This is a genomic window from Xanthobacter sediminis, from assembly GCF_043195015.1.
Taxonomy (GTDB): domain Bacteria; phylum Pseudomonadota; class Alphaproteobacteria; order Rhizobiales; family Xanthobacteraceae; genus Xanthobacter.
This window is the reverse complement of sequence record NZ_JBAFWH010000003.1, coordinates 250,596-274,782: the sequence shown is the minus strand read 5'-3', so window position 1 is coordinate 274,782 and position 24,187 is coordinate 250,596. Positions and strand designations below refer to the sequence as shown.

At 71.3% G+C, this 24,187-nt stretch carries 22 protein-coding genes; 11 read left to right on the top strand and 11 right to left on the bottom strand.

The window, feature by feature from the left end:
• The first annotated feature begins 28 nt into the window (after positions 1 to 28).
• From V5F61_RS05330 to V5F61_RS05305, 6 genes are all read left to right on the top strand, one after another.
• Positions 29 to 1,363 (top strand): DUF3422 family protein, encoded by a 1,335-nt coding sequence (locus V5F61_RS05330; protein ID WP_393987582.1) that lies wholly within the window; start codon positions 29 to 31, stop codon positions 1,361 to 1,363.
• 238 nt (positions 1,364 to 1,601) lie between these two features.
• Complete coding sequence (locus V5F61_RS05325; RefSeq protein ID WP_393987583.1) at positions 1,602 to 2,630, top strand: hypothetical protein; 1,029 nt, start codon at positions 1,602 to 1,604, stop codon at positions 2,628 to 2,630.
• A gap of 57 nt (positions 2,631 to 2,687) precedes the next feature.
• Positions 2,688 to 3,332 (top strand): MBL fold metallo-hydrolase, encoded by a 645-nt coding sequence (locus V5F61_RS05320; protein ID WP_393987584.1) that lies wholly within the window; start codon positions 2,688 to 2,690, stop codon positions 3,330 to 3,332.
• Positions 3,333 to 3,339: 7 nt separating this feature from the next.
• Positions 3,340 to 4,056 carry a DUF1045 domain-containing protein gene (locus V5F61_RS05315; RefSeq protein ID WP_393987585.1) on the top strand — a complete coding sequence of 239 codons (717 nt, stop codon included), beginning with the start codon at positions 3,340 to 3,342 and terminating at the stop codon, positions 4,054 to 4,056.
• Positions 4,056 to 4,670, top strand: a complete 615-nt coding sequence (locus V5F61_RS05310; protein WP_393987586.1) for an LbetaH domain-containing protein — start codon at positions 4,056 to 4,058, stop codon at positions 4,668 to 4,670. The genes V5F61_RS05315 and V5F61_RS05310 overlap by 1 nt, the downstream gene beginning before the upstream one ends.
• 135 nt (positions 4,671 to 4,805) lie before the next feature.
• On the top strand, positions 4,806 to 5,831 hold the full coding sequence (locus V5F61_RS05305) for a KpsF/GutQ family sugar-phosphate isomerase (protein WP_393987587.1): 1,026 nt from the start codon (positions 4,806 to 4,808) through the stop codon (positions 5,829 to 5,831).
• 94 nt (positions 5,832 to 5,925) lie between these two features.
• Here the strand turns inward: V5F61_RS05305 and V5F61_RS05300 are convergent, their stop codons facing one another.
• The 11 genes from V5F61_RS05300 to V5F61_RS05250 all read right to left on the bottom strand — a co-directional run bounded on the left by V5F61_RS05300 (position 5,926) and on the right by V5F61_RS05250 (position 17,756).
• On the bottom strand, positions 5,926 to 6,693 hold the full coding sequence (locus V5F61_RS05300) for an N-acetylmuramoyl-L-alanine amidase (protein ID WP_393987588.1): 768 nt from the start codon (positions 6,691 to 6,693) through the stop codon (positions 5,926 to 5,928).
• A gap of 10 nt (positions 6,694 to 6,703) precedes the next feature.
• Entirely contained in the window at positions 6,704 to 7,411 is a 708-nt protein-coding gene (locus tag V5F61_RS05295; protein ID WP_393987589.1) for a TerB family tellurite resistance protein, read from the bottom strand.
• 81 nt (positions 7,412 to 7,492) lie between these two features.
• Positions 7,493 to 9,559, bottom strand: coding sequence for a cache domain-containing protein (locus V5F61_RS05290; protein WP_393987590.1), 2,067 nt, complete (start codon positions 9,557 to 9,559; stop codon positions 7,493 to 7,495).
• Positions 9,552 to 10,934, bottom strand: a complete 1,383-nt coding sequence (locus tag V5F61_RS05285) for a sigma-54-dependent transcriptional regulator (RefSeq protein WP_393987726.1) — start codon at positions 10,932 to 10,934, stop codon at positions 9,552 to 9,554. Before V5F61_RS05285 ends, V5F61_RS05290 begins: the two co-directional genes overlap by 8 nt.
• Before the next feature lie 232 nt (positions 10,935 to 11,166).
• The gene (locus V5F61_RS05280) at positions 11,167 to 12,870 is read right to left on the bottom strand and encodes an OFA family MFS transporter (protein ID WP_393987591.1); all 1,704 of its coding nucleotides are present in this window, start codon (positions 12,868 to 12,870) and stop codon (positions 11,167 to 11,169) included.
• 255 nt (positions 12,871 to 13,125) lie between these two features.
• Entirely contained in the window at positions 13,126 to 13,983 is an 858-nt protein-coding gene (locus V5F61_RS05275) for a GNAT family N-acetyltransferase (protein WP_393987592.1), read from the bottom strand.
• The gene (locus V5F61_RS05270; protein WP_393987593.1) at positions 13,976 to 15,307 is read right to left on the bottom strand and encodes a GGDEF domain-containing protein; all 1,332 of its coding nucleotides are present in this window, start codon (positions 15,305 to 15,307) and stop codon (positions 13,976 to 13,978) included. Before V5F61_RS05270 ends, V5F61_RS05275 begins: the two co-directional genes overlap by 8 nt.
• Positions 15,308 to 15,494: 187 nt before the next feature.
• Positions 15,495 to 16,193 (bottom strand): pyrimidine 5'-nucleotidase, encoded by a 699-nt coding sequence (locus V5F61_RS05265; RefSeq protein ID WP_393987594.1) that lies wholly within the window; start codon positions 16,191 to 16,193, stop codon positions 15,495 to 15,497.
• A gap of 40 nt (positions 16,194 to 16,233) precedes the next feature.
• Positions 16,234 to 16,590: a lysozyme inhibitor LprI family protein gene (locus V5F61_RS05260; protein ID WP_393987595.1), complete on the bottom strand. Its 357-nt coding sequence runs from the start codon at positions 16,588 to 16,590 to the stop codon at positions 16,234 to 16,236.
• 11 nt (positions 16,591 to 16,601) lie between these two features.
• Positions 16,602 to 17,360, bottom strand: coding sequence for a 7-cyano-7-deazaguanine synthase QueC (gene queC / locus V5F61_RS05255; protein ID WP_393987596.1), 759 nt, complete (start codon positions 17,358 to 17,360; stop codon positions 16,602 to 16,604).
• 96 nt (positions 17,361 to 17,456) lie between these two features.
• On the bottom strand, positions 17,457 to 17,756 hold the full coding sequence (locus V5F61_RS05250; RefSeq protein WP_393987597.1) for a BolA family protein: 300 nt from the start codon (positions 17,754 to 17,756) through the stop codon (positions 17,457 to 17,459).
• A gap of 207 nt (positions 17,757 to 17,963) precedes the next feature.
• Here V5F61_RS05250 and V5F61_RS05245 point away from each other — a divergent pair, with 207 nt between their 5' ends.
• The 5 genes from V5F61_RS05245 to V5F61_RS05225 all read left to right on the top strand — a co-directional run bounded on the left by V5F61_RS05245 (position 17,964) and on the right by V5F61_RS05225 (position 24,180).
• Complete coding sequence (locus V5F61_RS05245; RefSeq protein WP_393987598.1) at positions 17,964 to 18,593, top strand: J domain-containing protein; 630 nt, start codon at positions 17,964 to 17,966, stop codon at positions 18,591 to 18,593.
• A gap of 115 nt (positions 18,594 to 18,708) precedes the next feature.
• Entirely contained in the window at positions 18,709 to 19,692 is a 984-nt protein-coding gene (cobS, locus tag V5F61_RS05240) for a cobaltochelatase subunit CobS (protein ID WP_393987599.1), read from the top strand.
• A 182-nt stretch (positions 19,693 to 19,874) separates the two neighbouring features.
• On the top strand, positions 19,875 to 21,764 hold the full coding sequence (gene cobT, locus V5F61_RS05235) for a cobaltochelatase subunit CobT (protein ID WP_393987600.1): 1,890 nt from the start codon (positions 19,875 to 19,877) through the stop codon (positions 21,762 to 21,764).
• On the top strand, positions 21,764 to 22,804 hold the full coding sequence (locus V5F61_RS05230) for an esterase-like activity of phytase family protein (protein WP_393987601.1): 1,041 nt from the start codon (positions 21,764 to 21,766) through the stop codon (positions 22,802 to 22,804). The genes cobT and V5F61_RS05230 overlap by 1 nt, the downstream gene beginning before the upstream one ends.
• A 395-nt stretch (positions 22,805 to 23,199) precedes the next feature.
• The gene (locus tag V5F61_RS05225; protein WP_393987602.1) at positions 23,200 to 24,180 is read left to right on the top strand and encodes an SPFH domain-containing protein; all 981 of its coding nucleotides are present in this window, start codon (positions 23,200 to 23,202) and stop codon (positions 24,178 to 24,180) included.
• Positions 24,181 to 24,187 lie beyond the last annotated feature (7 nt).

The window sequence follows — 24,187 nt, the reverse complement described above, 5'->3', positions numbered from 1 at the left end:
GGGCGGATGCAGGCCGCTGGACATGACCATGGGTGAGGCGGACCTCGTCATCGGCGAGGGGCGCGCGCTCGCCGCCCATCCGCTCCGGGCCGCCGTGCTGCGCGAGCTGCATGCCCGCCCGTTCGTGCCGGCGCAGACCCCGCGGCGCATCCTCCATGCCGCCTTCCTGCTCGATGCCGGCGGCGCCAAGGCGGACCGCGAGGCCCTCGCCGCCCTGTGCACCTCGCGCGGGCTGCCGGCCCCGGCGCCGGGCGCCAGGCATCACCACGTCTCCTTCGGCGGGGCGGACCTGCGCTGGGAGAACCACGCCGAATTCTCCACCTACACCTGGGACCTCCCCTCCCCCGGCGTGCTGCCGGGCATGCTGCCGTTCCAGCCGGCCGCGAGCGCCCTCGCCACCCCGCTCGGCGAGATGCCGCAGCCCGGCCCGCTGCTGGTGGCGGTGGACCTGCACCTGATCCTCGACACCGCCGAGGACCTTTACCTCGACAGGGTGTTCGACCGCGCCAGCCTCGCCCGCGCCGACGTCAACGACGGCCTCGCCGAGATCGCCACCGATTTCCTCGCCGACCCCTCCGGCTTCGTGCGCATCCTGGTGCGCGACCGGGGCCTGGGGCCGGACGCCGCCGGCGCGCTGGTGCAGCGGCTGCTGGAGATCGAGACCTACCGCACCCTCGCACTGCTGGGCCTGCCGGAGGCCCAGCGCCTCGCCCCCGCCATCGGCAAGATCGAGGGGCGGCTGGCGGAAGCGGCCAGCGCCATGACCCATTCCGAGGGCCTTGCGGCCAACAACCGGCTGCTGGACGAGCTGGTGGCCCTCGCCGCCGAGCTGGAGGCGGCCACCACCGGCTCCCTGTTCCGGTTCGGCGCCAGCCGTGCCTACATGGAGATCGTGCGGCTGCGCCTCGCCACCATCCGCGAGGTGCCGGTGCCGGGCTTTCCCACCTGGCAGCAGTTCCTGGACCGCCGCATGGCGCCGGCCATGCGCACCTGCCTCTCCATCGAGGAGCGGCAGGAGAAGATCGCCCGCAAGCTCGCCAACGCCGCCGACCTGCTGCGCACGCGGGTGGACGTGGAGCTGGAGCAGCAGAACCGCGACCTGCTCACCTCCATGAACGCGCGCACCCGCCTCCAGCTGCGCATGCAGCGCACGGTGGAGGGGCTCTCGGTGGCGGCCATCTCCTATTACGTGGTCAGCCTCATCCAGCATCTCGCCGAGGGGCTGCACGAAAGCGGCGTCGCCGAGCGGCTGGGCCTGCACCTCGACGTGGGGATGGTGACCGTGGTCGCGGTGCCGGTGACGGTGATGGCGGTGTGGTGGGTGGTGCGGCGCATCCGCCGCAACCACGGCGACCACGACTGAGCGGCGCCGGCGCGCCGCCTCCGGCGGATCACGCGGGCGCCTGAGGATGCGAAAGCGCCTTCAGGCCGATCTCGCGGCGCCGCGCGGGCCCAGGACAGAGGGACCCCGCCGGCCGCGCGGATCACAACAGGCGACGTCGTCGCTGCCGGCACATGCCGCCGCTTGACGGCGCGGGGCATCAGGAATGACGGGGCCGCCGGAAGGGGCCCGCGTGCCCAGACGGAAAGCGGGAGAGAGCATGCGTCACCCCGTCTTTGCCGCCTTCGCCACGGCCTTCGCCGCCCTGCTCCCGGCCGCATTCGCCCCTGCCCCCGCCCGCGCGCAGGAGGCGGCGCCGCAGACCGCCGCCATCCCGCTGAAGCCGCGCCCCGGCGACAGCGGCTTCGCCAATTTCGTGACGGTCGAGGTGGGCGGCGGCCCGGCGGGCGACGTGCTGCTCGACACCGGCTCCACGGGCCTGCGCATCCGCGCCGAGGCGGTGGGGCCGCAGGTGCGGATCACCGACATCCCCCTCACCTATTCCTACACCAGCGGCAACGTGCTGAAGGGCGTGCTCGGCTATGCGGTCGTCGCCTTCCCCGGCTCCGCGCCGGGGGTGGCGACGCCCCAGCCCATCGCCATCCACGTGGTGCGCTCCATCACCTGCAAGCCCGAGGTGCCGCGCTGTCCCGGCTGGCACCCCACGGAAATGGGGGTGATGGGCGCCGCCTACAGCGCCCTGCCGGTGTTCAACCCGCTGGCGCAGCTCGGCGGCAATCTCGGCTCCGGCTTCATCGTGGAAGCCAACGACCTCGCCGACCCGCATGTGCGGCCACGCCTCGTGGTGGGCCTCACGCCCGAGAATGCGGCAGGCTTCGCGCGGACCGCCTTCGCCGCACCTGCGCCGCCGCACCGGCAACCGACCGGGCTCAAGGCCTGGAACACCAAGAGCATCCGCACGTGCTTCTCCGTGGACGGCGGCGCGCCGGGCTGCGAGGCCACCGTGTTCGACACCGGCGCCGGCGCCGGCAGCTTCGAGACGCCGGGCCTTCCCGCCGCGCAGCTCCACCGGCCGGTGCCGCCCGGCGCGCGCGTGACCACGCAGGTGCCGGGCGTCATGTCCCTGACCGTCACCGCCGGGCGGCGCGCCTGGATCGACCGCTACCGCTACGCGCCGCCCCACGGCACGGTGAAGGGCTTCAACGCGGGCGGGCTCGTGTTCCGCCACTATCAGGTGCTGTTCGACGCGGTGAACGGCGAGATCGGCTTTCGTCCCGGCGCCCGGTGAGGGTGCGCCGGGCGGGGAATGCGGGTATGAGGGGGCACGCCAGAGCGCGGAGGCCCCATGCAGCCCGTCCAGATCGCCATCGTCCCGGTCACCCCCTTCCAGCAGAACTGTTCCATCGTCTGGTGCACGGCCACCATGGAAGGGGCGGTGATCGATCCCGGTGGCGACCTCGATCGCATCGAGGCCGCCATCGCGGAGACCGGCGCGAAGATCGGCAAGATCCTGCTCACCCACGGCCATGTGGACCACGCCTCCGGCGCCGCCGAGCTGGCCGAGCGCCTCAAGGTGCCGGTGGAAGGTCCCCACCCGGCCGACCAGTTCCTCCTGGATGGCCTGCCCGCCATGGCCGCCCAGTACGGCTTTGCCGGCGGCGGCCGCGCGCTGACCCCCGACCGCTACCTGGACGAGGGCACCCCGCTCGCCATCGGCGCGCTGGAGGTCGACATCCTCCACGTGCCCGGCCACACGCCCGGCCATCTCGTCTACGTGCTGAAGGGCCAGAACATCGCCATCGTCGGCGACACCCTGTTCCGCGGCTCGGTGGGGCGCACCGACTTCCCCTATGGCGACCACGCCCAGCTCATCGCCGGCATCACCGGCAAGATGCTGACGCTGGGGGACGAAATGGTGTGCCTGCCGGGGCACGGGCCGCTGACCAGCATCGGCGACGAGCGCGCCCAGAACCCCTTCCTCGCGGGCTGAGACGGCCATGGCGCCCCGCTACGCGCTCTATCTCGCCCCCCCCGCCGAAAGCGCCCTGTGGCGCTTCGGCTCCCGCATCATCGGCTATGACGCGGACACCGGCGCCGAGGCCGGCGATAGCCTCGGCGTGCCCGACATCGCCGGGTTCGATGCGGAGAAGTGGCACATTCTCACCGCCGAGCCGCGCCGCTATGGCTTCCACGGCACGCTCAAGGCACCGTTTCGTCTGGCGGAGGGGCGCACCGACGCCGACCTCGACACCATGGCGCGCGCCTTCGCAGCGGCCCACCACCCGTTCGAGCTGCCGCCGCTGGCGGTGCGGGCCATCGGCGCCTTCGTGGCCCTGGTGCCGCCGGTGCCGGTGCCGATGCTGGAGGACCTCGCCCGCTGCGCGGTGAGCGATCTCGATCCCCTGCGCGCGCCGCTCACGCCGGACGAGATCACCCGCCGCCGGCCGGACCAGCTCTCGGCCCGCCAGCGCGACTACCTCGACCGCTATGGCTACCCCTATGTCCACGAGGAGTTCCGCTTCCACATGACCCTCACCGGCCCGCTGGACGAGGCGGTGCGCCCCCATGCGCTCAACGCCCTTTCCGCCGCGTTCGCGGCGAGCGGCGCCGAGACCCCGGTGCGGATCGCGGACGTGGGCCTCTACGTGCAGCCGGAGCCGGGCGCGCGCTTCCGCCTCGCGCGGCGCTTCCCCCTCGGCGCGGGGGCGCGGTGATGAAGCGGCTCGGACCCGAGCCCCTCATCGATCCCAGCGCCGAGGTGCGCTCGTCCCGCCTCGGCCGCTACACGGAAGTGGGCGCGCGCACCAAGCTGCTCGACGTGGAGATGGGAGACTATTCCTACGTGGTGAACGACGCGGACATCGCCTCCGCCACCATCGGCAAGTTCTGCTCCATCGCCGCCATGACGCGGCTCAACCCCGGCAATCACCCCACCTGGCGCGCCACCCAGGCCCACTTCACCTATCGCGCTTCCGCCTATTTTCCGGGCGAGGCGGACGAGGAGGAGTTCTTCGCCTGGCGCCGGGCGCAGCGGCTCACCATCGGCCATGATGTGTGGATCGGCCATGGCGCCATCGTGCTCGCCGGGCGCGGCATCGGCACCGGGGCGGTGGTGGCGGCCGGCGCGGTGGTGAGCAAGGACGTGCCGGCCTATGCCATCGTCGCCGGCGTGCCCGCGCGGATCGTCAAATGGCGCTTTCCGGACGACATCGCCGCGCGCCTCCAGGCGCTCGCGTGGTGGGACTGGAGCCATGAGGCGCTCCACGCCGCGCTCGCCGATTTCCGCGCGCTGCCGGTGGAAGCCTTCCTGGAGAAGCACGGCGCATGAGGCCGAAGGCCTTCGGGCAAACCCGCGCGGCTTGAAAGAAACCGAACCGGAGCCGGCCGAAGACCGGGGCCGGGACGGCATGGGCCGTGGGCGGCCGCGTTCCCCGCCCGCCGCAATCGATGCTATGAGTGCGCCATGACCACATCGCAAACGACCTCGGCGGGCGCCGCCGCCCTGGAGCCGCGGCCAGAAACCGTCGTCTCCGCCGTCGCCTCCGCCATCGCCACCGTGGAGGCCGAGCGCAACGGCCTCGGCGCGCTGATCGCGGCCCTGGAGGGACCGCTGGCGCCGGCCTTCGCGCAGGCGGTGGAGACCATCCGCTCCGCGCGCGGGCGCGTGGTGGTGACCGGCATGGGCAAGAGCGGCCATGTCGCCCGCAAGATCGCCGCCACCCTCTCCTCCACCGGCACCCCCGCCTATTACGTGCACCCGGCCGAGGCCAGCCACGGCGACCTCGGCATGATCACCGCCGACGATGTCATCATCGCCCTGTCATGGTCGGGCGAAACGGCGGAGCTGCGCGACCTCGTGACCTACTCCCGGCGCTTCGACGCGCCGCTGATTGCCTTCACCGCACATGGCGAGAGCACGCTGGGGCGCACCGCCTCGCTGGTGCTGGAGCTGCCGCAGGCGGCCGAGGCCTGCCCGCTGGGCCTCGCGCCCACCACCTCGACGGTGATGCAGCTGGCGCTGGGCGACGCCATCGCGGTGGCGCTGCTGGAAAGCCGCGGCTTCACCGCCCTCCAGTTCCGCGCGTTCCACCCCGGCGGCAAGCTGGGCGCCAGCCTTTCCTTCGTGCGTGACGTGATGCGCGGCGCTGATGCGCTGCCCCTGGTACCGGCGGGCACGGCCATGGGCACGGCCCTGGTGGAGATGAGCGGCAAGGGCCTCGGCTGCGTGGGCGTGGTCGACGGGGACGGCCGGCTCACCGGCATCATCACCGACGGCGACCTGCGCCGTCACATGGGCAACGACCTCGTCGCCCGCCCGGTGGAGGCGGTGATGACCTCCACCCCCAAGACCGTGCGGCCCGACCAGCTCGCCTCCGAGGCGCTCCACATCATGAACAGCCGGCAGATCACCTCGCTGCTGGTGGCGGAGGAGGGCCGGCCGGTGGGCGCGCTGCACATCCACGACCTCCTGCGCATCGGCCTCGCCTGAGCGCGGCCTCATGCCACCGGCGCCGGCCGGGTTGCGCTCAAGCGCCGCGCGGGCTCGACCAGAGCCCGTGAGGACAGCTCACGGGCGTTCGGCCTCACGCCCCGGCGGGGCGGGATGATACCAGCCGGTGCAGGGTGGTGATGGTGGAGGCGTCCGCCACCCCGTCCACCCGCGCGCGGCGGAAGTGGCGCTGGAAGGCGCGCACCACCTGCTCGGTCTCCAGGTCGTAGCTGCCGGTCACCGCGATGTCATAGCCGTAGAGGGCGAGCAGCGCCTGCAGCGCCTCCACTGGCGGGCCGCCGTCGCCCGGCATCAGGAAGCGCCCACCCGCGGCGGGGGCCTCCGGCACCAGGTGCCCGACCCCGGCGGCGTGGAGCGCTTCCCAGGGGAAGTGCTCGCCCGGATCGTCCTTGCGCGCGGGTGCGACATCCGAATGCGCGAGCACCCGGTCGGCGCGGATGCGGTGGCGCGCCACGATGTCCGCGCTCAGCGCCGCGACCGCAGCGACCTGCGCCGGCGGATAGGGCGGCAGGCCGCCGGAATGGCCGGGATTGACGATCTCGATGCCGATGGAGCGCGAGTTGGTGTCGGTGATCCCCTCCCACGCGGAGCGGCCGGCATGCCACGCGCGCGCGGCCTCCGGCACCATCTGGAGGATGCCGCCGTCCTCCAGCACCACGTAATGGGCGGAGACCTCCGCCTCGGGCCGGCGCAGCAGGTCGATGGCGGCCTCGGCGGTGTCCATGCCGGTGTAGTGCAGCACCAGCATGTCGACACCCAGGCGCCGCGCCCCGAAATTGGGCGAGGGCACGAGGGCGGTGACGAGAGCGCTGTCGGGCGCGAAGGCGGGCAGGTCGTTCACGGGAGGTCGCTCACTTGAGGTCGCGCAGCTCCGCGATGCGCCCGTAGGCGGCGTTCAGCGCCGCCACCCGGTCGTTGGCGAGCTTCACCGCCGCCGGCGGCAGGCCGCGGGCCTGGATGCGGTCGGGGTGGTGGGTGACGACCAGGGCGCGCCAGCGCTGCTTCACCTCGGTGTCGGAGGCATCGGGCGAAAGGTCGAGCACCGCATAAGGGTCGTCCGCCCGGCGCACGTGCCGCGATTCGATGCGGGCATAGGCTGTGCCGGCGAAGCCCAGGATGCGCCCCACCTCCTCCAAGAAGGCGAGCTCGCGCGGGTGCAGGGCGTGGTCCGCCTTTGCCACGTGGAACAGGGCGTCCATGAGGTCCTCGCGGGTGTCGGGGTCGTCGGCGAACAGCTCCGCCACCTGGCGGGCGTAGCTCTCGTAGCCGGCGACATCGGCCTTGGCGAGATTGTAGAGCCGGGAGACGGCGTCGAAATCCTCGGGCGGAATGTCGAACACCTCGCGGAACGCCTGGACCTCGGCCGGCACCACCACGCCGTCGGCCTTGGCCATCTTGGCGGAGAGGGCGATGAGCGCCACCGAGAAGGCCGCCGGCTTCGGCGCCGGGGCGAGCAGCAGCCGGTCCAGCGCGTGCCCCGCCAGGGCGCCCAGCAGCGCCCCGAGCGGGCCGCCCAGGAAGAGGCCGAGGCCGGTTCCGCCGATCAGTCCATAGGTCAAGCGCGTCTCCCTCGTGGTCGCCGCGGAAGCTGGAGCAGCACTTTGGCGTTCTCAAGATCGCACCCGGCCGGAATCATGGTCTCATGTTTCTGTATCCACCCTCGGCAGCCACACGGTGAAGACGCTGCCGGCGCCCTCGGTGCTTTCCACCCCCATGGCGCCGCCGGCCCGCTCCACCAGGGTGTAGCTGATGGACAGGCCGAGCCCGGTGCCGCCCTGGCCCTTGGTGGTGAAGAAGGGGTCGAACACCCGCGCCAGATGCCCGGCCGGGATGCCGCGGCCGGTGTCGCGCACCGCCAGGGCGACGCCGGGGCGCCCGTCGCGGGCCTCGTCGCGGCTCTCGATGGCGAGGGTGCCGCCGGCGGGCATGGCGTGCACCGCGTTCACCATCAGGTTGATGAGCACCTGCTGCAGCTCCACCCGGTTCATGAACACGAAGCCCTCAGCCGCCTCCCGCCGCTCCACGGCGATCTCGGCGCGGGAGACGAGATGCTGCACCAGCAGCAGGCTGTCGCCGATCACCTCGGCCGGCGCCACCGGCTCCAAGGCGCCGGCGAACTCGCCGGGCCGGGCGAACTGGAGCAGCTTCGAGACGATGACATTGATGCGGTGCACCTGCTGGTCGATGAGGTTGAACTCGGTGCGGACGGGTGCTGCCGCCCGGCCCAGCAGCTCGCGCGCCACATCGAGGTTGCCCTGGATGACCGCCACCGGATTGTTGATCTCGTGGGCGATGCCGGCCGTGATCTCGCCGATGGCGGCAAGCTTGCCGCTCATCACGAGCTGCTTCTGGGCAGCGGCGAGCCCGGCATTGGCCTGCTCCAGCTCGCGGGTGCGCTCGGCCACGCGGGCGTCGAGCGCGTCGGCCCAGTGGCGCAGCTGGGCGTCGCGCTGGCGCAGCAGGTCCAGCATGGCATCGAGATGGTGGGCGAGGCGGCCGATCTCGTCATCGGGGCCGGACAGGCCGGTGCGGGCGGAAAGGTCCCCCTCCTCCACCCTGGAGATGGTGGCGTTCATGGCTTCCAGCGGCCGGAAGATGGCCGCCGCCCAGCGCAGCAGCACGGGGATGGTGACCGCCGCCACCAGCACGAAGCCCACCCCCACGGCGATGAGGATGGCGCGCTTCAGCGCCAGGAAGGGCGCCTCCAGGAAGCCCACGTAGAGCATGCCCACCCGGTGCCCCGCGGAATCGAGGATGGGCTCGTAGGCGGAGATGTACCAGTCGTTCACCACGAAGGCGCGGTCGAGCCACACCCGCCCCTCTCCCAGCACCGCCCCGCGCACCTCACCCGAAACGCGGGTGCCGAGCGCCCTTTTGCCCTCGAACAGGCGCACGTTGGTGGAGATGCGCACGTCGTCGAGGAACAGGGTGGCCGTGCCCTCGCTGCCGGCGGGCAGGGCGCCGCGGCCGTAGACCAGCTCGTTGATGGTGTCGATGAAGTCGAGGTTGCGGTTCAGCAGCACCCCGCCCACCAAGGCGCCGTCGAACGCGCCCTCCGCGCCGCCGGCGAGCCGCACCGGCGCGGCCGACTGCACCACCATGCCGCGCCCCTCCTGGGTGCGTGCCGTGGGCACGGCGCCAGGGGTGGGCACGAGGTCCACGCGGGCGCGCGCCTCCAGCTCCGGCGAGATGCGCCCGAGCGCCTCGGGCCCGAATACGTCGATGGAGGAGCCCGCCCGCCCCGCCAGCGCGCGTTCCACCACCGGCATGGCGGCGATGGCGCCGGCATCCGGCCCCGCGCCGGGGGGCGAGGCGGCCACCAGCGCCCCGGAGGCGTCGAGCACATAGAGGAAGTCCAACCCCAGCGCGGCGCGACGCGCGGCGAGGAAGGCCGCCAGCGCCGCCCGGTCCCCGCCTTGGGCCACCCTCTCGAACGCCACCGAATCGCCGAGCGCGTGCAGCGTCTCGTCCGAGCGCTCCATCAGGCGGTCGAGATACTGGCGGGCGATGGTGAGGTCGCCCTGCACCTTGGAGATGAGCAGGCGGTCGAACTGGCGGGTCCACCAGCCCACCGCCAGCAGCAGCACCAGGGGCAGGATGATGAGGGTGGGCAAGAGCGCGATGGCGAGCAGGCGCATGCGCACCGAGCCGAGGCGCCCGAGCACCCCGGACCGGCGGGGCGCGGCTTCGGCGCCGCCCTCACCCATGCCAGGCCTTCAGCTTACGGTCGAGGGTCTTGCGGGAGACGCCGAGCCGGCGCGCGGCTTCCGCCCTGTTGCCGCCGGCCTCGGAGAGTACCTTGAGCATGTGGTGCTTCTCCACCGCCTCCAGCGCCTGGGAATGCGCCTCCTCGCCCTCCCCGTCGGCGGCGGGCACCACGTCGCGCGGGAAATCGCTCAGGATGAGCGCGCGCTCGATCACGTTGCGCAGCTCGCGCACGTTGCCAGGCCAGGGGTAGCGGGCGAGCGCGCGCAGCACGCCCTCGGAGAGTTCCAGCGGCGGCACGCCCAGGGTGGCGGAAAGCTCGGCCATGAACAGGCGGGCCAGGGGCGCCACATCGGCCGCCCGCTCGCGCAGGGGGGCGAGGTGGATGTTCACCACGTCGAGGCGCCAGTAGAGATCCTGCCGGAACCGACCGGAGGCCACCATCTCCTTCAGGTCGCAATTGGTGGCGGCCACCAGGCGCACGTCCACCGGCACCTCGCGCTCGGCCCCCACCGGGCGCACCTTCTTGTCCTCGATCACGCGCAGCAGCTTGGCCTGGAGGCCGGGCGGCAGCTCCCCCACCTCGTCGAGGAACAGCGTGCCGCCCTGGGCATAGAAGAACAGCCCCTCGCGGGAAGAGGCGGCGCCGGTAAAGGCCCCCTTCAGGTGGCCGAACAGCTCGCTCTCGATGATGTCGGGGGCGATGGCGGCGCAGTTCACCGGCACGAACGGCTTCTGGGCGCGGGGCGAGGCCGTGTGGAGGGCGCGGGCGGTCACCTCCTTGCCGGTGCCGCTCTCGCCCGTCACCAGCACGGTGGTGGGCATGGGCGCGACGCGGGCCACCATGTCGCGCACGGCGCGGATGGAGAGGGATTCGCCCACCAGCGGCGAGGGCCCGGCGGCGCGCGGCAGGGCGGAAAGCTCGCGCCGGAGCACGAAATTCTCGCGGAACAGGCGCCCGCGCTCCAGGCAGCGGGCGATGGCGTTGAGGATCTGGCTGGACCGGAACGGCTTCAGCACGAAATCCGCCGCCCCGGCCCGCAGCGCCTCGATGGCGGTCTCCAGGTCGGCGAAGGCGGTGATGAGGATCACCTCGCCGTAGAAGCCGGTGGCGCGCAGCTCCTTCAGCCAGTCGAGCCCGGAGCGGGCGGCCATGATGTTGTCGAGGATGATGAGGTCGAAGGGGGTCGCCTCCAGCAGGCGGGCGGCGCCGGCCACGTCGGAGGCTTCCGCCACCTGCCGGCAGCGGGGGCCGAGCATGCGGGTGAGGAAGTTGCGCATGCCGGGCTCGTCGTCCACCACCAGCACGGCGGATTCCGAAAGATGGGGGCTGAAGGTGCCGTCGGTGGCGCTCTCCGCCGGAGCGGGGCTGGTCATGCTCATGGGTCGGCCGCAGTTTCCCGGCCCGCGCCGGCCGGGCGGCGGGGGCCATGCCCGAAGCGCGGCGCCGGGCGCCGGGCTTCCTCCCCGATGCCGCCGGGCTTCTCAGGCGGGCAAGCCCGCGCGGCCCGTTCGTCATCAGGCTTATCAATCGCTCAAATCGCTGCGGCGATCAAATGAATGGCGGGGACCGGCGCGCGACCGGCCCCCGCCCTTCCCGGTGGACGGATCAGTGGAAGAGGATCACCGCCTTCTGGAGGGTGATCCACACGCCCCAGACGAGGGGCAGGCCCACGGCGAGCCAGGCCACCGCCACCAGCGCCACGGGGGTCGCGCCCTGCGCCACCGGGGTGGAGCCGCGGCCCGCGGCGGAAATGCCGTCCTTCGCCTCTTCCTCGAAATCCTCGAAGTCGGCGTGGACTTCTTCTTCCTTCTTCTGGGCGGCGAGCTTGCCGGCCTTCTTCAGCTCGTCGTCGGTCATGTAGAGGTGCTCGGCGAGGGGCCGCACCAGCAGGTTGGCGATGAAGCCCAGCACCAGGAGCCCGGCCAGGATGTACATGGTCTGGTCATAGGCCGCGAAGCGGGGGATGCCGGAGGCGATCTGGTATTCGCGCAGGTAGTTCACCAGCACCGGGCCGAGCACGCCGGCGGTGGCCCAGGCGGTGAGCAGGCGGCCATGGATGGCGCCCACCATGTGGGTGCCGAAGATGTCCGCGAGATAGGCCGGGATGGTGGCGAAGCCGCCGCCGTACATGGACAGGATGATGCAGAAAGCCAGCACGAACAGCACCACCGAGCCCATGTGGGCGGTGGTGGGCACCAGCGCGTAGAGCGCGAAGCCCAGCACGAAGAAGACCGCGTAGGTCATCTTGCGGCCCAGCCGGTCGGAGAAGGAAGCCCAGCCGAAGCGCCCGCCGATGTTGCACAAAGAGAGCAGCCCGGTGAAGCCGGCGGCGATGGCCGCGATCTGCGCCTTCTGCCCGGCGTCGAGCTCGGAGAAGGTGAGGTCGAGGCCGATGAGCCGCCCGCCGAACACTTCCTGCAGCATGGGCGAGGCCATGCCGATGACGCCGATGCCGGCGGAAACGTTGAGGCACAGCACCGCCCACAGCAGCCAGAACTGCGGGGTCTTCCAGGCCACGTTCAGGTGCACGTGGCGGTGGGTGACCATGGCGTTGGCGCTGGCGGCCGGGGGGGTCCAGCCGGCCGGCTTCCAGCCCTCGCGCGGGACGCGGTAGCCGAGCGCGCCGGCCACCATGAACACGAAGTAGATGGCGGCCATGGCGAGGAAGGTCTGCCACACGCCCACCGAGGTGGGGGTGGCGAAATGCTGCATCAGCATGTTGGCCAGCGGCGCGCCGATCATGGCGCCGCCGCCGAAGCCCATAATGGCCATGCCCGTGGCCATGCCGCGCCGGTCCGGGAACCACTTGATGAGGGTGGAGACCGGCGAGATGTAGCCGAGCCCGAGCCCGATGCCGCCGATGACGCCGGAGCCGAGCCACAGCATCCAGATCTGGTGCAGGTAGACGCCGAGCGCGGAGATGACGAGACCGCCGCACCAGCAGAAGGCCGAGACGAGGCCCGCCTTGCGCGGCCCGGCATGCTCCAGCCAGCCGCCCCAGACCGCGGCCGAGGAGCCGAGCAGCACGAAAAAGAGGGTGTACATCCAGCCGAGCTGGGAGATCTGCCAGTCGCAGGAGGTGGCGAACAGGCCGGCGATGAAGCCCATGTCGGCCGGGCACGCGACCGGCGCGGTGATGCCGACGGCACGCGAGAGCGGCAGCCAGAACACGCTGAAGCCATAGGCCATGCCGATGCACAGATGGATGGCAAGGGCCGCCGGCGGCACCAGCCACCGGTTGAAGCCGGCGCCCGCGACGGTGCGCTCGCGGCTGAGGAATGGCGGTGGGGCGAGGGTGGTGACGGACATTCTTCCTCCTGGCGTGTTCTTGTTCTGGCGTTTCGCCGGCCCGCGCCGTGGTGCGGGCGGATGAGGAATAGCAAGCCGGAGGCCAAGCGCGCGCCGTGAACAGGGACGCGGCAAAGAGCTGGAATCAAAGGATATCCGTGGTGCACACATCGGCACGCGTGTGGACATTTTGTCCATCGCAGGTGTCTCGACCCGGCCGAAATGGTCAAAATGACGCAGTCGGGGCCTGCGGCCGGCCGCAGGCGGCGGGCGGGCTCAGCCCAGCTCGAAGCTGGTGATGCCGAAGATGCGCGCCAGCGGCAGGCGCGGCGCCGGCCCGCGATACATGCGCGCGGTCTCGAACACGGGGGCAAGGCCCGCCGCCTCCGCCAGGCCCCGCGCCTCCGCATTGGGCTCGGGCACGTCGAGATAGAGGGGCTCCGCGCCGGCGACCGGCGCCAGCGCCGTCAGCAGGGCCCGCGCGTCGCCCGGCGCGGCGGCAAACAGGGGGCCGATCTTGAAGCCCTCGCGGCATCGCCGCGCCACGCCGTAGCCGGTGACGGCCCCGTCCTCCACCAGCACCCGCGCCACGCCGCCGGGCGGATGCAGCCAGCGGGCGAGGAAGGCGGGGCGCGAGAAGCCGAAATGGGCTTCATCGCAGGCCGCCACCCGCGCCAGCAGGTCCGGCCCCGGCGCCATGATGCGCGGATCATGGATGCGCGGATCGTCCGCACCCACGGGCCGCGCGCGGCCGCCGTAGCGGATGTTGCGGTGGGCAAGCACGAAGCCGCAGGCGGCGTAATTGGCCTGCTGCGCCACCACGCCGTCGAGCCCCACGGTCAAGCCATCAAGCCGCGCCAGCCCCGCCCACCACAGGGCGAGGCCGAGCCCCCGGCCGCGCAGGTCGGGCCGGCAGATATAAAAGCCCATAAAGCCGAAGCCGCCCGCATAGCGCACGGCGGACAGGGTCGCTGCCAGCTCGCCCGCCAGGAACAGGCCCAGGAAGCCCCCCTCGTCCTGGGCGTGGAACGCGGCGGCATCGGCAAGGCCGGGATTCCAGCCCTCGCGGGCGGCCCATTCCAGGGCGATTTCCACTTCGCCCGCCGTGAGGGGCCGTACCCGAGCCTCAGTCATCGGCGGCGGCGCCCTCGTCCGCCGGCGCGCGGGCGGGGAACACCACCATGCGGTTGCGCCCACCGCCCTTGGCGGCATAGAGCCCGTGATCCGCCCGCTCGATGATGGCTTCGATGCCACGGTCCCCGTCCATCAGGAAGGACACGCCGATGCTCGCCCGCACGTCGAGCGCGGCCTCGCCCACCGCCACCGGGCGGTCGGAGAGAGAGCCGAGAAGGTTCTGCGCCACCTGCGCCGCTCCGAAGGCATCGGTGTGGGGCAACAGGACCGCGAACTCCTCCCCACCCATGCGCGCCGGCAGGTCGCGTGAGCGCAGGGAGTCCGTGAGGCGCGCCGCCACCTCGCGCAGCACGGCATCGCCCGCGGCATGGCCGAAGCCGTCATTGACGGATTTGAAATGATCGAGGTCGAGCATCAGCACCGAGAGGTCGGATTCCGTGGCGACGGCGATGCGGAAGGCGCGGTCCGCCTCCTCGAAGAAGCGCCTGCGGTTGCACAGGCCGGTCAGCTCGTCGGTGACGGCGAGGTGCCGCAGCTCCTCCTCCAGCCGGCGGCGCTCCGACACATCCCAATAGACGACGATGTAGGTGTCGCCGATGAAGCGGAAGCGGAACTGGAGCGTGCGCGTGAGGCCGTCGCGACAGGCCACCTCCCACTCCACCTGCTCCACCACCTGCGGGTCGGCCCGCACCCGCTCGATGCGCGCGCGCCAGTCTGCGATCACCTGGGCGCGCACGGCGTCATCGGGAAAGCCCTTCTCCCACCAGTCGTCGTGGTGGGGCGCCGCGCCGCGGTAGTCGTAGCCCAGCAGGTGGTCCGACATGGCGTTGCAGAAAAGCTCCCGCATGTTGCGGTCGTAGATCTCCACCCCCACCGGCAGCGAGCGTACGATGTCCTCGAGCATGGTGTGGAAATCGACCACCGCGGCGGTGGCGCCGCCGCGCCCCGGCGCCGGCCCGCGGGTGCCGTGATCGCGCAGGGTGACGAGGAAGCCGAGCCCGTCGGGCAGGGGAGCGGCCTTGAAGCCCAGGGTGGCGAGGCCGATGGGGGTGCGGCAATAGAGCACCATCTCCTCGGTGTCATGCGCCTCGTCCATCAGCAGGCCTCGGACCCGCCCGGCCGCATAGGCGCCGAGAAGCTCGGTGAGGTCGCGCCCGGTGAGGTTCTGCCCGGTAACGCCCCGCTCCTTGGGGTCGCGGCCGAACAGGCCTGCCGCCTGGGCATTGGCGCGTCGAACGGTCAGCCCATCCGGCTCGATGGCGAGCAGGGGCGTGAAGACCAGATCGAGCCATGCGAAGCGATCCGCGCTGTTCCCTGCGGACACCTGGTTCCCCTCCAGCCACCGTTCACGGAGCCGCCCCTCGTGAAGGTAGCGTGCCCCGCGTGGCTGTACAGGCGAAAAATACCGCAGCGGCGCGCATAAAGTGTGCTTTTTCCGGCCTAACGGTCGGCCCGCATGCCGAGGACCCGCGCCGGCCGGCCCTCACGCGGACGCAGAGCCGGCGGCGATGTCAGGCCAGGCCTTCAAGGAAGGACGCGAGGTCGTCCGTCACCTCGTCCACGTGGGCGGCCTCCCGGCCTTCCAGTTCCCAGGCCTCGCGGTGGCCGGCGCCCGCGGCGCCGGGCGTCACCACCAGCACCGTCGCCATGCCCAGCCGATGGGGCACCTCCAGGTTGCGGGCGAGATCCTCGAACATGGCGGCGCGCCGCGGCTCCACGCCGTGGGTGTCGAGGAAGCGGCGGTAGGCCGCCTCGGTGGGCTTGGGGTGGAACTCGGCTGCCACAATATCGTGCACCGCGTTGAAGCGATCGTCGATGCCGAGCTTCTCCAGCACGTTGCGGGCGTGGCGCTCGGAACCGTTGGTGTAGACGAGCTTGCGCCCCGGCAGCGCATCGATCGCCGCGCCGAGCCGGGGGGTGGCGGCAAGGCCCGAGAGGTCGATGTCGTGCACGGCGTTGAGGAAGGCCTGCGGGTCCATCCGGTGCTCGATCATCAGCCCGCGCAGGGAGGTGCCGTAGCGCCGGTAATAGTCCTTCTGCAGCCGGAAGGCGTCATCGGGCGCGATCCGCAGGAAATCGGAGATGTACGCCTTCATGCGCGCGTCGATCTGCGGCCACAGGTCGTGGTCGGCGCTGTAGAGGGTATTATCGAGATCGAACACCCAGGTGTCGACGTGGTGGAAGCGGGAAGGTGCGGGGGTCGGGGTCATGAAAGGCTCGCAGGCGCGCCGGGTCGAGGATGGGACGGGGTCAGAACGGCCCGCGGGCATAGATGGCGGAAAGGCCCGCCTCCAGCTCGCGGATGCGGCCCTCATAGGCCTGGCGCACGCAGGCGGCATCGCTCCCGCACAGGGCGCGGCGCGAGAGCCACGCCCGCTGCGCATCCTGGATCTCGCCGCGCTGGCCCATGGCCACCAGCTTGGTGATGACGCCGTAGAGGGTGGAGAGCTTCACGTCGAGCTGCTGCAGGCCGCAATTGGCGCACACCGCCTTTTCATCGTCCGCCTTGGCGGTGGCGCAATCGAAGCTGGCGGCCGCCGCCGGGCCGGCGGAAAGCCAGCCGGCCGCGAGCATCGCGGCGGCGATGGAAACGAAACCGGCGCGCATGGGGCCCCTCCTCATCGCTCCACCGGCGCGGCGGCGCCGTGGGCCTGGGCACGGTAGCGCGCATATCCGTCGGCGCGAAGACGGCAGGCCGGGCAGTCGCCGCAGCCATAGCCCCACTCGTGCCGCGCGCCGCGCTCGCCGAGGTAGCAGGTGTGCGTCTCCTCCTGGATCAGCGACACCAGGGCCGCCCCGCCGAGGCTCTCCGCCAGCCGCCAGGTCTCGGCCTTGTCGATCCACATGAGCGGGGTGTGGAGCACGAACCGGCTCTGCATGCCCAGGTTGAGCGCCACCTGCATGGCCTTCACCGTGTCGTCGCGGCAGTCGGGATAGCCGGAGAAATCCGTCTCGCACATGCCACCGACGATGTGCCGGAGCCCGCGCCGATAGGCCAGCGCCGCCGCAAAGGTGAGGAAGACGAGGTTGCGCCCGGGCACGAAGGTGTTCGGCAGGCCGTCCGCCTCCATCTCGATGGCAACGGAGCGGGTGAGCGCCGTTTCGGAGATCCGGCCGAGGGCGTCGAGCTCCACCATGTGGTCGGCGCCGAGCCGGGCGCGCCAGGCGGGGTTGAGGCGGGCGAGCGCCTCGCGCACGCGGGGGCGGCACTCCAGCTCCACCGCATGGCGCTGGCGGTAAGCGAAGCCCACCGTCTCCACCCGCTCGAAGCGCTCCAGCGCATAGGCGAGGCAGGTGGTGGAATCCTGCCCGCCGGAAAACAGCACCAATGCCCCTTCCGGGGCGCCCTCGGGCGCACGCGCTTCGGCGGTGGTCATCTCGGCTCGTGTCTCATCCTGCGGGTCCGCGCTGGCGCGGAACCGGTCCTGGCCTCGGAACCGCCGCCATTCCCGGCGCCGTCCGCGGGGGCAGGCTTACTCCCCCGGAGCCTTGGCGTCGATGGAGATGGCGTGCAGGCCCTTGGCGATCTCCCCCTCCAGGAGGATGTTCACCATGCGGTGGCGCTCCACGCGGCTCTTGCCGGCGAAGCCGGACGCCACCACGCGCACCTTCACGTGGGTCACGCCGCCGTCCTCGCGGTGGGCGCCCTTGTGGTCGTGGCTCACGCCCATGTGGCCGGCGTGCTTGTGGCTTTCGTCCACGAGGTCGAGGACGAGGGGCTGGAGGCCGCTCTGCAGCGTCTCGCGGATGGCGGAAAGGGAGGTCTGTGACATGATGAATCCGATGCCTGGAACAACGCCTGAAATGAAGCGATCACAATGCCGCGCCGCGATGGCGTGCCGGCCGCCGGGCATTATATAAGCGTTATCGTGGCCCGCCTATCCTGGCGGCGCGCGCCCTTTGGGGAGCGCTGCCCCTGCGTCCCGAAGCCAAGCTCATTCCTTGCCGCGCCGCGGCGCGGCGCTCATAATCGCCCGACCATGAAGCTGAACTCCCCGCTCTTCGACCGCATCCGCGTGAAATCCGGCGACGACCGCTCGCGCGCGCCGCAGCAGACGTGCTGCCAGTGGCCGGGATGCGACGCGCCGGGGACCCACCGCGCGCCGAAAGGGCGGAGCATGGAAGGGCAGTATTGGCACTACTGCCTCGACCACGTGAAGGAATACAACCAGTCCTACAACTATTTCGCCGGCATGCCCGACGATGCCGTCTCCGCCTACCAGAAGGACGCGCTGACCGGCCATCGCCCCACCTGGCGCATGGGCGTGAAGGGCGAGCAGCAGGGCGAGAAGGGCCACCCCTTTGCGGAGGCGATGAAGCAGGATGGCATGCGCGATCCGTTCAGCTTCAACGCCGAGATGGGCGGTGCCTTCCGCGCGCGCTACGCGCCGGAGGAGCCCGAGGGCCGCGCCATCCGCACCACCGAGCGCCGGGCGCTCGAGGTGATGGGGCTGGAGATGTCCGCTGGCGCGGAGGAGATCAAGGCCCGCTACAAGGAGCTGGTAAAGAAGCATCACCCGGACGCCAACGGCGGGGACCGCTCGTCGGAAGACCGGCTGCGCTCGGTCATCCAGGCCTATGCCAACCTCAAGCAGGCGGGCTTCTGCTGACCCCCGGCGCGCCGGGGATGACATTTTTCATATTGCCCGGAAGGCCGCTTCGGTCGAGCCTGCCGGGCTGAGTTTCAGACGCGAAGGGCGCACAGCACCCGCCCACGGAGGACTTATGAGCGGCACCGAGACCCTGAGCCCCACCCCGGACATGAAAGTGTCGGTGCGCCAGACCTTCGGCATCGACATCGACATGGAGGTGCCGGCCTATTCCGAGCCGGACGAGCACGTGCCGGACCTCGACCCCGACTATCTGTTCGACCGGCCGACCACCCTCGCCATCCTCGCCGGCTTCGCCCATAACCGCCGCGTGATGGTTACGGGCTACCATGGCACCGGCAAGTCCACCCACATCGAGCAGGTGGCCGCGCGGCTCAACTGGCCGTGCGTGCGCATCAACCTCGACAGCCACATCTCGCGCATCGACCTCATCGGCAAGGATGCGATCGTGGTGAAGGACGGGCTGCAGGTGACCGAGTTCCGCGACGGCATCCTGCCCTGGGCCTACCAGAGCAACATCGCTTTGGTGTTCGATGAATACGACGCCGGCCGGCCGGACGTGATGTTCGTCATCCAGCGCGTGCTGGAATCCTCCGGCCGGCTCACCCTGCTCGACCAGAGCCGGGTCATCCGTCCCCACCCCGCCTTCCGGCTGTTCGCCACCGCCAACACCATCGGCCTCGGCGACACCACCGGCCTCTACCACGGCACCCAGCAGATCAACCAGGCGCAGATGGATCGCTGGTCCATCGTCACCACGCTGAACTACCTGGCCCACGACCAGGAAGTGAACATCGTGCTGGCCAAGGCCAAGCACTTCCAGAACCAGGAAGGGCGCGACACGGTGAACCGCATGGTGCGCCTCGCCGACCTCACCCGGCAGGCCTTCATCAACGGCGACCTCTCCACCGTCATGAGCCCGCGCACGGTCATCACCTGGGCCGAGAACGCGGACATCTTCAAGGACATCGCCTTCGCGCTGCGGGTCACCTTCCTCAACAAGTGCGACGAGTTGGAGCGGCCCCTGGTCGCCGAGTTCTTCCAGCGCTGCTTCGGCCAGGAGCTGACCGAGAGCACGGTGAACGTCGCCCTCTCCTGAGGATGCCCATCCCCCGGGCGCCGGCCCCTGCGGCCGACGCCCGGCCCCGCGTGACGAGAGCTGGAGCATTTTCAAGCGAAGCGGGCACCGGTTCGCGTGAAGAAAATGCGTAATATCAATATATTATAGCTGCTTCCGCGAGCCTTTGCGCGCGGAGGGCGCTCTAAATAGAGAGCCGCGCCATGGCCCCCACCAACCGCACCCCCGCAAAGACGCCAGCGGAAGCGTCCGTCGAGCCGTTCAAGCGGGCGGTGACCGGCTGTTTCAAGGCCATCGCGGGGGTGGCCGAGTTCGAGGTGACGTTCACCAGCGAGCGGCCCGGCCTCGCCGCCGGCCGGGTGCGGCTGGCGGAGCCACCGCGCCGCCTCACCGCCCATGACGCCGCCATCGTGCGCGGGCAGGCCGACGCGCTCGCCCTCAAGCTCGCCTGCCACGATGCCGCCGTGCACCGCCGAATGCTGCCGGCGGGCGAGACCGCGCGGGCCGTGTTCGAGGCGGTGGAGCAGGCGCGGGTGGAGGCGCTCGGCGCCAACCGGATGCCCGGCACCAAGCACAACATCGCGGCCATGCTCCAGGACCGCTACCACCGCGCCAACCTCGCCGACATCACCGAGCGCTCGGAGGCCCCCATCGAGGACGCGCTCGCCCTGCTGGTGCGCGAGCGCCTCACCGGCGAGGCGCCCCCGCGCGACGCGAAGAAGCTGGTGGACCTGTGGCGGCCCTATATCGAGCAGCGGGCCGAAAAGGACCTCACCCGGATGCTCGCCTCCATCGGCGACCAGAAGCGGTTCGGCGAGATCGCGCGCCACATCCTCTCCTCCCTCGACATGGGCGAGGATTCCGCCCTCGACACCGAGAGCGACGAGGAGGACGACGAGAACCAGGGCGGCTCCGAGGAGGAGGGCGCCGAGCAGGGCCAGTCCAAGCAGGACGAGAGCCAGCAGGGCGCCTCCGACGCCGAGGCCCAGCTCTCCGAGGAGGAGCTCCCCCTCGGCGAGATCGACGCGGAGGCGGCCCCGCCCGACGACATGCCCGAGGGCGCCGAGCCCGGCGACAGCGACGAGGCCGCCGAGCCCTGGCAGCCCCGCCCCCCCGTGACACACGACAACCGCGGGCCGGAATACCACGCCTTCACCACCAAGTTCGACGAGGAGGTGCACGCCGAGGACCTCTGCGACCCGGAGGAACTCACCCGCCTGCGCGCCTATCTGGACAAGCAGCTCTCCAATCTCCAGGGGGTGGTGGCGCGGCTCGCCAACCGGTTGCAGCGGCGCCTGCTGGCCCAGCAGAACCGGGCCTGGGAGTTCGACCTGGAGGAGGGCGTGCTGGACCCCGCGCGCCTGTCCCGCGTGGTCACCGACCCCACCGCCGCCCTCTCCTTCAAGCGCGAGCGCGACACCGACTTCCGCGACACCGTGGTGACGCTGCTCATCGACAATTCCGGCTCCATGCGGGGCCGGCCCATCACGGTGGCGGCCACCTGCGCCGACATCCTCGCCCGCACCCTGGAACGCTGCGGGGTGAAGGTGGAGGTGCTCGGCTTCACCACCCGCGCCTGGAAGGGCGGCCAGTCCCGCGAGGCGTGGCTCGCGGCCGGCAAGCCGGCGGCCCCTGGCCGCCTCAACGACCTCAGGCACATCATCTACAAGGCCGCCGACGCCCCCTGGCGGCGCGCCCGGCGCAGCCTGGGCCTGATGATGCGCGAGGGGCTGCTGAAGGAGAATATCGACGGCGAGGCGCTCGACTGGGCGCACAAGCGCCTGCTCGCCCGCCCGGAAGCCCGGCGCATCCTGATGATGATCTCCGACGGCGCGCCGGTGGACGATTCCACCCTCTCCGTGAACCCCGGCAACTATCTGGAGCGGCACCTGCGCCACATCATCACGGAGATCGAGACCCGCTCGCCGGTGGAACTGATCGCCATCGGCATCGGCCATGACGTGACGCGCTACTACCGCCGCGCCGTCACCATCGTGGATGCCGAGGAGCTGGGCGGGGTGATGACCGAGAAGCTCGCCGAGCTGTTCGCGGAGAAGCCGGCCGCGCCGGCGCGCGGCCGCAGGGTGCATTGATGGGGGACCTCTCCCGCCGCCGCTTCGCGCGGATCGCCGGCTGCGCCGTGGCCGGAGCGTTCGTGCTTGCGCTGGGCGGGGTGGAACTGGTCTCCACCGCCATCTCCAAGCCCACGGCCCTGCCCGAGCAGCCGGAGGCGCTCACCGTCACGGCGACGCCCATCACCCGCTTCAAGGTGGGAGAGGACGGCACCCGCTTCGGCCCGCTGAGCTTCCGCGGCGGGCTGGTGCTGAAGTCCACCTATCCCGCATTCGGCGGCATTTCCGGCTTCACCCTGGGGCAGGACAACCGCTTCCTCGCCGTCACCGACGCCGGGGTGTTCCTCTCCGGCCGCCTCGACGTGGACGGCGACCGGCCGGTGGGCCTTTCCGACGTGACCGCCGCCGCCCTCAAGGACGATGCCGGCCGCCTCCAGGCCCAGCGCGGGCGCGGCGACAGCGAGTCCATCACCATCGCGCCCGATGCCGTTTACGTGGGCATGGAGGACGTGAACGAGATCTGGCGCTACCCGCGCGATCCGATGGGGCAGGACGGCACCCGCGTGCCCGCCCCCATGGTGAAGGACCTGCGCAACAACCTCGGCCTCGAAAGCCTCGCCTACGTGCTGTCCGGCCCTCTCAAGGGCGCGCTCATCGGCATCGGCGAGGATGGCATGCGCAAGGGCGAGGACCTGCCGGGCTTCATCATCGGCGGGGCCGAGCCCGGGCGCTTCACCATCACCAAGAGCCCGCCCTTCAACGCCACCGACCTCGCGATCGCGTCCAACGGCGACATGTACCTGCTGGAGCGGCACTTTTCCCTCGCCACGGGGGTGCTGATGCAGCTGCGCCGCTTTTCCCTCGCCGAGGTGAAGCCGGGGGCGGTACTCACCGGCACCGTGCTCGGCACCTTCGACAGCGGCTACGAGATCGACAACATGGAGGGCCTCGCGGTCACCACCGGCGCGGCCGGCGAGACCCTGCTCACCATGATCTCCGACGATAATTTCAGCCCCATCCAGCGCACCGTGCTGCTGCGCTTCGCGGTCTCGCCCGACTGAGGGCGCGAAGCGGGCGCGTGAGCGAAGCCGTTCGGCGGCGGTCGAAGGCCGGAGCCGAACGAATGGCGCGCCGCCGGGCATCGCGCCCACGCGTCCCACTCCGGGACCGCCCCTGCGCAAACGAGAAGAAAACAAGAACGAACCGCGCCCGAATCACGGCCCGCGCCGCGTCCCCATTCGGGACACCGCCTGACGCCGCAGCGGCACCAAGGGCGAACGAAACCCGTCCGAATCGGCGCACACGGGAGGATCGCGCTTCGTTCCCGACCTCATTCCGGATTACCGCCGGCCTGCGCCATCGCGCTCTTGCGGGCGTGGCGGGCCCATGCTCGACTGCGCCCGCCGGCGCGCCTCCCCCATCGGCAGGGGCGCGGCAGGCAGCCAGAGGAGGCCCCATGATCGAGATCGGCCCGAACCTGTTCGTGATCGTGCTCTTGGTGCTCGCCATCGCCATCGTCTTCGCCGGGGTGAAGACCGTGCCGCAGGGCTACGAATACACGGTGGAGCGCTTCCGCCGCTACACCAAGACCCTCTCCCCCGGCCTCAACCTCATCGTCCCGTTCATCGACCGCATCGGCAACAAGGTGAACGTGATGGAGCAGGTGCTGGACGTGCCGACCCAGGAGGTCATCACCAAGGACAACGCCACCGTCTCGGTGGACGGGGTCGCCTTCTTCCAGGTGTTCGACGCCGCCCGCGCCTCCTATGAGGTGGCCCGGCTCGACCGGGCGATCCTCGCCCTGACCATGACCAACATCCGCACCGTCATGGGCTCCATGGACCTCGACCAGCTCCTCTCCCACCGCGACGAGATCAACGTGCGGCTGCTGGCGGTGGTGGATGCGGCGGCCGCTCCCTGGGGCGTCAAGATCAACCGCATCGAGATCAAGGACATCGTGCCCCCTACCGACCTCGTGAACGCCATGGCCCGCCAGATGAAGGCCGAGCGCGAGAAGCGCGCCGCCATCCTGGAGGCGGAGGGCATGCGGCAGTCCGAGATCCTGAAGGCCGAGGGCCAGAAGCAGAGCCAGATCCTGGAGGCGGAGGGCCGGCGCGAGGCCGCCTTCCGCGACGCGGAAGCGCGCGAGCGCCTCGCCGAGGCCGAGGCCCGCGCCACCGAAGTGCTTTCCGCCGCGGTGGCGAGCGGCGATCCGGCGGCGCTCAACTACTACATCGCCGAAAAATACGTGAAGGCGTTCGAGACCCTGGGCGCCGCGCCGAACCAGAAGGTGGTGCTGGTGCCCTATGAGGGCACCGCGCTCATCTCCTCCCTCGCCGGCATCGGCGAGATCGCCCGCAGCGCCTTCGGGTCCGAGGTCCAGCCCCCGCCCCGCCGGTCGCGCCCCACCGGGCCGGCCAACCCGCCCGCGGCGTGAGGCCGTC